5 protein-coding genes and 1 pseudogene are annotated in these 8310 nt (G+C 71.8%); 1 reads left to right on the top strand and 5 read right to left on the bottom strand.

Translation table 11 applies throughout. The features are described 5' to 3' along the window. Together ASJ79_RS13090 and ASJ79_RS13095 are read right to left on the bottom strand one after the other, a co-directional pair. Nucleotides 1-660: pseudogene (locus ASJ79_RS13090) on the bottom strand (hypothetical protein); the annotation flags it as partial. 8 nt (nt 661-668) lie between these two features. After that, nucleotides 669-1874 (bottom strand): DUF3068 domain-containing protein, encoded by a 1206-nt coding sequence (locus ASJ79_RS13095; RefSeq protein ID WP_067955770.1) that lies wholly within the window; start codon nt 1872-1874, stop codon nt 669-671. 175 nt (nt 1875-2049) lie between these two features. Between ASJ79_RS13095 and ASJ79_RS13100 the strand changes: the two genes are divergently transcribed. After that, on the top strand, nt 2050-3234 hold the full coding sequence (locus ASJ79_RS13100) for an acyltransferase (RefSeq protein ID WP_067955772.1): 1185 nt from the start codon (nt 2050-2052) through the stop codon (nt 3232-3234). A gap of 78 nt (nt 3235-3312) precedes the next feature. Here ASJ79_RS13100 and ASJ79_RS13105 read toward each other — a convergent pair whose 3' ends face one another. The 3 genes from ASJ79_RS13105 to ASJ79_RS13110 are packed head-to-tail and all read right to left on the bottom strand — an operon-like array spanning nt 3313 to nt 8213. Beyond that, nucleotides 3313-7482: an alpha-(1->3)-arabinofuranosyltransferase gene (locus ASJ79_RS13105; protein ID WP_369803660.1), complete on the bottom strand. Its 4170-nt coding sequence runs from the start codon at nt 7480-7482 to the stop codon at nt 3313-3315. Nucleotides 7483-7495: 13 nt separating this feature from the next. After that, nucleotides 7496-7669, bottom strand: a complete 174-nt coding sequence (locus tag ASJ79_RS30970; RefSeq protein WP_003933939.1) for a DUF2613 domain-containing protein — start codon at nt 7667-7669, stop codon at nt 7496-7498. 55 nt (nt 7670-7724) lie between these two features. Then, nucleotides 7725-8213 (bottom strand): universal stress protein, encoded by a 489-nt coding sequence (locus ASJ79_RS13110; RefSeq protein ID WP_067955776.1) that lies wholly within the window; start codon nt 8211-8213, stop codon nt 7725-7727. Nucleotides 8214-8310 lie beyond the last annotated feature (97 nt).

An 8310-nucleotide genomic window follows, 5' to 3' on the forward strand; every position in this document is an offset into this window, starting at 1 on the left:
GCTCACACCCGCGCACCACCACCGGGGCCTGCCGGCGCCGGGGGCCGTCGCGCACGCCAGTGCGACCGTCGCGGCCAGCATCAGCCCGGTGGGCGTCAGCCCGGCCAGCGCCACCCAGAACAGCAGCGCCCAGACCCCGCCGAAATTGCATTCCGGCCGGTCAGCACTCGCATTTTCGCGGCCGGAATGCAATTTCGGCGCGCCCCGGAGGGACAGGACCGTCACCGCGATCCACGGCAGACATCCGTAGCCCACCAGCAGGCTCCAATGCCCCTGCAGCAGCCGCTCGGCGACATACGGATTCCAGATCGCGACCGTGATCGCCACGCACTGCCCCGGCAGTCCCGCGTCGGGCAGCACCGTGGCGGCCAGCCGGGCGGCGCCCCAGCCGGCCAGCCAGAGCCCGAGGATCAACAGCGCCTTGACCACGACCCCGCCGTCGACCACGGTCGACGCCAGCGCCACCGCGAAGTCCTGCGGCAGCGCCCTCGGTGCGGCCTGCGTGAGGCCCAGCGCCGCGTCGGTCAGATAGGACCGCGGCGTGGACACCGCGTCACGCAGAAGCAGATATCCGGGCCGCAGCAGCGGCGCGGTCACCGCCAGCGTCAACGCCAGCGCATAGCCCGGCGCGACGAGCGAGCGCCACGACGGCGCGCAGATCGGGGCGATCAGACCGGTCGGTCCGGCGGCAGATCGGTGGGCCGCTGGGCGGGCAGTTTCTCGGTCTTGGCCTCGGCGCCGGGCACGGGTTCACCGTCGTCGCCGCGCTTGCCGAAGAACCGGTTGCCGGTGTCGTCGAGGCCGGGATCGATCAGCAGCGACTCCGAACGGAGGCTGAACGACCCGAGCAGCGCCCCGCCCACCAGCGCGACCAGCCCCAGCGCGGTGAACGTGATCGGCAGGATGCGTCCCCACAGCGACACCCGGTCACGCTCGTCCTGCGCGGAGGCGACCTGGGCTTCCACCGTTTCCTCGTTGGAGGTCACCGTGTAGTCGACGAACGTCACCTCGGGCCTGAGTGCCTCGCGGGCGTAGTAGTGGTAGCCGCGGTCGGACTGCTTGACGATCGTGCCCGAGACCGGGTCGACCCAGAACGTGCGCTGCGCGGCGTAGTAGCGCGTCATCGTGATCGGCTCTTCGGGATCACCCTCCAGGCCCCACAGCGCGGCGCGCGCGGTCACCTGCGCGTCGGCGTCGTCGTCGTACAGCGACGCGTACTTGACCGGCTCGACCAGCTTGCCGTCGGCGTCGAACCCGACGTTCTGGGTGAACTTGTACGCGGTCAGGCCGTTGACGTCCTCCTCGCCGGCGTAGTTGGCGTCGAACGCCCTCTGCGCGATCGGGTCGAAGAACGGGTAGGTCTTCTTCTCGGTGTCGAACGGGAAGCGGTACGCCAGCCCCTCGTGCGGCAGCGCGATGTTCGTCGGCGGGTTCTCCTCCTCGATGGCGCGCGGCTTCTGCACCGAGCCACCGGGGTTGGTCTCGCTCGACACCGCCATCGCGGTGGAGCGGTTCACGGTCACCGTGTCGACCATCGCCAGCAGCAACCCGTTGTCCTGCTGCTGATCGGAGCGTCGCAGCGACGAGCCGACCTGCAGCGTCACCACGTCTGCGTTCGCCGGCGATTCGACGGTGATCTGCTGCTGCAGCACCACCGGGATGTCCTCGTTGATGACGAACCGCTCACCGTTGAGCGACGCGGGGTCGAAGGCGGTGCCGGTGCCGTCGCTGACGAGGGTGGTGTCGATGTCGAGCGGAATCTTGGCGATCTTGCCCTGGGTGTAGGTGGACAGGAGCAGCGCCGCGATGAGCAGGGCGGCTCCGAGGCCCATGATTCCGCACGCGGCGATCCTCAACGCAACTGCGCGGTTCAATACCGTGTCTCCCTTCGCGCGCCGCCACGGGGTGTGGCGGGGCGGCAAAACCCGTTCGACCCTAACAGCACCGTTCAAGGTCGTCGCTTACTACGAGGTGTTCACCGGCAGCGCCTGACTACCCGTTTACCCGCGGGATTCACCGTGGCGTGGCGCAGCGGGCACACTGTTCGGCGTGAACGACGCGAATGCCGCGGGCGAACCGGGCGCCGCCGGCGGGACGCGCGGCTTCCTGCCCGCCGTCGAGGGGCTGCGCGCGTGCGCGGCGATCGGCGTCGTGGTGACGCACGTCGCATTCCAGACCGGGCAGAGCGGCGGCGTGGTGGGACGGGTGCTCGGCCGCTTCGATCTGGCCGTCGCCGTGTTCTTCGCGCTGTCGGGTTTCCTGCTGTGGCGGGGCCACGCCGCGGCGGCGCGCGGGCTCCGGGAGCGTCCGTCGACGTCGCACTACCTGCGGTCGCGGATCGTCCGCATCATGCCCGGCTACCTGGTCGCGGTGGTGGTGATCATGACGCTGCTGCCGGAGGTCACCGCCGACTTCACGGTGTGGCTGGCGAATCTCACGCTGACCCAGATCTACGTGCCGCTGACCCTGACCGCGGGCCTGACGCAGATGTGGAGCCTGTCGGTGGAGATGAGCTTCTACCTGGTGCTGCCGTTGCTGGCGCTGCTGGCGCGGCGGCTGCCGGTGCGGGCGCGGATCCCGGTGCTCATCACGGTGGCCGTGGCGAGCCTGTTCTGGGTGCGCATCCCGTTCGACCCCGACTCCGGGCACAACCTGTGGAACTGGCCGCCGGCCTTCTTCTCCTGGTTCGCCGCCGGCATGGTCCTGGCGGAACTGACCGTCAGCCCGGTCGGCTGGGCGCACCGGCTCGCCCGGCGCCGCGTGCTGATGGGGGTCGTGGCGGTGACGGCGTTTCTGATCGCGGCGTCGCCGTTGGCCGGCCGGGAGGGACTGCACCCGGGGTCGGTCGGCCAGGTGACGTTGAAGACGGCGATGGGCGCGGTCGTCGCCGCCGCACTGCTGGCCCCGCTGGTGCTCGACCGCGTCGACACCGCGCACCGCATCCTGGGCAGCCCGGTCATGGTGACGCTGGGCCGCTGGTCGTACGGCCTGTTCGTGTGGCACCTGGCCGCGCTGGCGATGGTGTTCCCGGTGATCGGTGCGTTCCCGTTCAACGGGCACTTCACCGTGGTGCTGGTGCTGACGCTGCTGTTCGGCTTCGCGATCGCCGCGGTCAGCTACGGGCTGGTGGAGTCACCGTGCCGCAATGCGCTGCGCCGCTGGGAGAGACGCCACCACCCGACGCCGCTGGACTCGTCGGTCAGTGACGAGGTCGAACCCGCCAAGGCCCGCTGACCCCCTGCGCCGAACTTGCATTCCAGCAGGCCTGTACTCGAACTTTCGCTGCTGGAATGCCATTTCGGCGACTGGGGGTCAGGGGCGGCCGCGCCCGGAGTCGGGGAACGACACCAGCGACACCGCGACGGCCACCACCGACAGCAGCGCCAGGAACTGCACGCCGGCCGAATGGCCCACATAACCGTCCACCGAGCGCCACGGGTTCTGGCTGAGCACCGCGCCAGCGAGGATCAGCCCGAACGCCGCGGTGCCCACCGTCAATCCGTCACGCAACCGGTGCCGCCGGCGCAGCAGGTACCGGAGACCGACCGCGGCCCCGGCGACCAGCACCCCGCCGAGCCCGGAGACCACCCCGGCCACCACCGCGGTGGCGGCACCGATCGCGAGCGGGGAAGGCCGCCACGGCAGGCCGGCCGGACCCGGGACACCGGCGCCCCGCACCGGTGCGAACGCCAGCGCGAACAACAGCGGCAGCAGCGCCAGACCGCCGATCAACCCGGCGCGGTAGGTGTCGTTCGACGCGAAGTCCAACGTGACGGCACCGGCGGTCCCCGCGGGCAGCACCCAGCCCTGCTGCCAGCCGTTGACGGTGACCGACGTCAGTGCCGCACCGTCGGCGGTGCGCGCGGTCCAACCGGGGTTGGCGCTTTCGGGGACGACGAGGACGCGTGGCGCCGCCGACGCATCCACCGTGATCTCCCGGTCGACGCTGGTCCACCGGTCGACGGTGACGGAGGACGTTGCCGCCGAGCCGATCTCATCGGCGCGGGGCCCGTTCAACTGGACGCCGTCCACGATCAGGCCCGGCCCCGGGCTGATCACCAGCTCCTGCTGCCCGGCCGGCAGCGGGATCGGCTCGGTGCGGCACGGGCGGGCCGGGATCGGATCGCCGTCGAGCAGCGCGCCGACGGTGGTGGTGACCGAGGTCTGGACGAACTCACCCGAGAGGCCGATGACCGGACCGCTTCCACAGGGCACCTCGACGGTGCGGGCCCGGTTGGCCGCCGCGTCGGCCGCCCCGATCGGTGCGCCGCGCCGGTCGAGGGCGACCACCTCGGCCAGGCCCGGCGGTTTGAGTTGATCGAAACCCAGTGAGGTGCGGTCGATCACGTCGTCCCAGTCCATCAGCCAGACCGTGACCGAGTCGGTGACCCTCGGGTGCAGCCGGAAGGTCTCGGTGCCTGCGGTCATGCGGCGCACCTGTGGTCCGTCGCCGAGGTCGACGGCGATCAGCGTCGGGTGCGCCGGCAGCGGCGACGAGCTCGGGGTCACCCGTATCGACGAGACCTCGGTCGGGGCAGGCAGTCTCAGCTCCAGCGACGGCGGCGTGCGCGGCTGCATGGTGCGTTGCGGCGCCGTCCACGACGTGCCGGTGTCCCCGTCGGTGGCCGCGTACGCCGAGCCGAGCACGTCGATCGGGTCCGAGTCACCGAACGCCCTGGTGGTGTCCGGCTGCCACACCAGATCGGCCAGATTGGGTCCCTGGCGGCCGCGGACCCACACCGTCGGCGTCACCTGCGTCGGCTCCGGCACCGTCAGCGTGCGGCTCAGGTTCACCTGCTCCTCGGCGGCCAGCGCCATCGCCGCCGCGCACCTGGTACCGGTGGGACTCTGCGCACAACCGGCGCGGCCCAGCAGCTCGGAACCCAGGTCCCATTGCGCGACAACAGAATCCGCCGGCGGGCCGGGCACGTCCACGGTGTGCCGGAGCGGCACCGGATGGGCGAAGCCGTTGGCGTCGTACTGGGTGGCGCTGATGTCGGTGATACCGAACTGCACCCCGGGGGAGCCGTCGTCGGTGCCGGTCGCGGTGATCCGCACCCACGGTGACTCACCGTAGGGCAGCGCCACGGTCAGCGGCTTGCCGGCCTGCTCGAAGCGGACGGTGCTGGAGCCGTTGACCGTCGACACCTCCAGCCGTCGCACCTGCGCGCCGACCGCGGTCGCGCTCGGGGTGATCGTCAGCGTGGCATTGGTGACGGGACGGTCGAAATCGACCTGCAGCCACTGCCCCAGCGCGGTCTGCAGGGAATTGGACACCCAGCTCGTCGACGCGTCCCCGTCGACCGCCGACGCCGGCCCCGACGACGGTGACACGTTCGGCAGGGCCGTGGAGTCAGATGCCGCACTGGACACCGTGACCCGGCCGCCGCCCCACCGTCCGTACACGAGTTCGGCGCCGGTGGCCGGATAGTCGGGCACCCGGTTGAACGTGTTGCGGGCGTCGTCGGGTCCGCGGATCGCCGACGAGTGGTCGTCGACGCGCCCGTAGTCGGTCTCCCGCGCGGTGGGTGTGTCGGTGACCGTCACGAGCGGTGCGGGCAGCCCGGCGCGCGCGGCGTCCTGGGTCAGCAGCACGGGACCCAGCGGCTCCTGTCCGGCGAGCCTGCGGCGCTCGTCGAGTCGCCGCAGCACCTCGGGTCCGCCGTCCACCCGGGGCATCGACTCGAGTTCGGCCACATACGGTTCCAGTGACCCCGGCCGGTCGACGCGGTAGATCTCGACGGCCGGGTAGCGCGGCCGCAACCCGCTGTCGGAGACGAAACCCTCCAGGGTGCCCGGCCCGACGGGGTCGCCGAACTCGGCGACCTTGGTCAGGCCCGGGGACGCGTCGACCGCGCGGTGCACCAGGATCGGGCGCGCCGATCGGGACGTGTCCGGGTCCAGGTCGTTGCGCACCACCACATACGAGATGCCCTGCCGGGCAAGGGTGTCGGCGAGCCCGGCCGACGGCCGCCCGGCGGCGAACAGCCGCTGCACCGAGTCCAGCGCGCGGATCGTCTCCGGCGGGGTCAGCGGGATCGAGTCGCGGACCCCCCACGCGCTGTCCCCGAGCACCTGCAACGGTTCGTCATGGCTGTTGCCCCAGATCTGCGTGGCGAACGGCGCGCCGGGGGCGACGAGCACCCGGCCCCCGGAGTTGTTGTCGTCCAGCCATGCGGCCGTCTCGTGCCAGTACTGCGGGATCGCGTCGAACGCGCCGGGCGGGGTCAGCCGCCCGGTCCAGGCCAGCGAGGTGGCCGCGGTCAACGCCGACAGCAGCACGATGCCGACCGCGACACGTCTGTCGTCCTCGGGATGGGCGAAGGCGTTGCGCCACACCGGCCGCGGTGCGCTGCCGGGCAGCGGGATACGGCCGAGCAGGTGCGCCAGGCCGAGCGTGAGCGGCAATCGCAGCAGCGGCTCGAGCTTGTGCAGGTTGCGCAGCGGGGTGCCCTCGGCGTCGAGGAAGGCCTGCACGTACTGCGCGACGGGCGAGCCGAGACCGCCCGAGTAGCCGGCGGCCAGCAGCGCGACGCCGACGAGCAGCATGGTGACCAGCCGGCCGCGGGCCGGCATGGTCGCCAACGCCAGACCGGCCAGACCGCCGGCGGCCACCAGCGTGGTCGCCAGCACGGCCACCGAACCGGTCACCAGCGGTGTGCCCGCCGTGGCCGACGGTGCGACATACGGCGTCCAGGCTCCGGTGCCGCGCAGCATCTCGGTCAGCGACATCCACTGCGTCGTCACCCCGGAGGATTCGATGAAGTCCAGGAACGGCGGGCTGATCCGGCCCAGGTGCAGCAGCGCCACCACCCACCAGGTCACCGCGAGCGCCGCACACGGCAGCCACCACGCCACGAACCGCCGCCATGTCCGGTTCGGCCGGTGGCACAGCAGCCACACCACCGCGCACAGGCACGCGGTCAGCGTGGCGACGGCGTTGACCGCGCCCATCAACGCGATCGCCACCGCCGAGCGCGCCGCGAGTTGACGCACCCGAGGGTCGCCCTGCAGGGCCAGGATCACCGGCAGCAGCACCCACGGCGCGAGCATCATCGGCAACGTCTCCGACGAGATGGCGCCGATCGTGGTCAGCACCCGCGGCGACAGCGCGAACGCGACCGCGCCGAGCACCCGCGACGTGGTGGTGCCGATGCCGAGCGCCTCGGCGACCCGCAGCACCCCCCAGAACCCGGCCACCAGCAGCAGCGTCCACCACAGCCGCTGCGTCACCCAGTCCGGGACGCCGAGCAGGTCACCGGCGAGGAAGAACGTGCCGTGCGGGAACAGGTAGCCGTACGCCTGGTTCTGCGCCTGACCGAACGGCAACTCGCTGTTCCACAGGTCGAACGCGCGCGTCAGGAAACGCAGCGGGTTCGCGGTGAGGTCGAGCTTGGTGTCGGGTGAGATCTGGCCGGGCGACTGGGCGAATGTCAGGACCAGCGCCGCCGCGGCGGCCACCCACAACCAGCGCCGCGACAGCGGCCGGATCAGGTCAGGTCCGGTCGCCGTACTCGACCCTGTTGAGCACCGATGACGCCGGATCGCCCGCCTGCAGCGGAGGCTTGGTGTCCTGCTGCACCATCAACGTCACCCCGAACACGGCCGCCGCACCGAGCAGCAGGCCGACGACGATGCTGGCTGCAGCGGGCACGAGAAACCGATCCATGCGGCCAACCTAGCACGGGCCAGGTCAGCGCCCCGGCGACCGCGGAGCGCCGCGGTCACGGCTCCGGCGGCACGATGAGCACCGGGCGGTGCCCGCGGCGCAGCACGTGGTCGGCCACGCTGGACTGGATCAGCGACCGGAACCCCGTGGTCGCCCGCGTGCCGGTGACGATCAGGTCGGCGTCGAGTTCGTCGGCGGCCTCGATGATCGTCTGCCACACGGTGAACCCGGCCGCCCGGCGCAGCGGCTCGGCCGGGAGCCCTGCGGCGAGTGCGAGCTCCAGGCCCTCGTCGTTGATGCGCTGGGCCTCGGCGAGCGCGATGTCGATCTCGTCGTCGTCGCGGGGATCAGGAGGCCCGTCGAGGTCGTAGGAGTAGCCCGCCTGGTCGGGGCCGCGGTCCAGCGGCTGCCACACCGTCAGCACGACCGCCCGGTCGGCGGTCAGGAAGCGGCCCGCGTACTGCACGGCACGGCGGGCGGTCGGCGAGCCGTCGAAGGCCAGGAGCATCACGGTCTTCTTGTCCCGGGATCCGGGGCCGGTCATCGCCACTCCTGTCCGTCGCTCGCCACTGCCGACAGAATATTCGGTCGCGACCCCGGATCAGCCGCCCTTTTGCGTTCCGGCCCGACGGCGCCACGGC

Origin of the sequence: Mycobacterium sp. NAZ190054 (assembly GCF_001545925.1) — a bacterium.
Taxonomy (GTDB): domain Bacteria; phylum Actinomycetota; class Actinomycetes; order Mycobacteriales; family Mycobacteriaceae; genus Mycobacterium.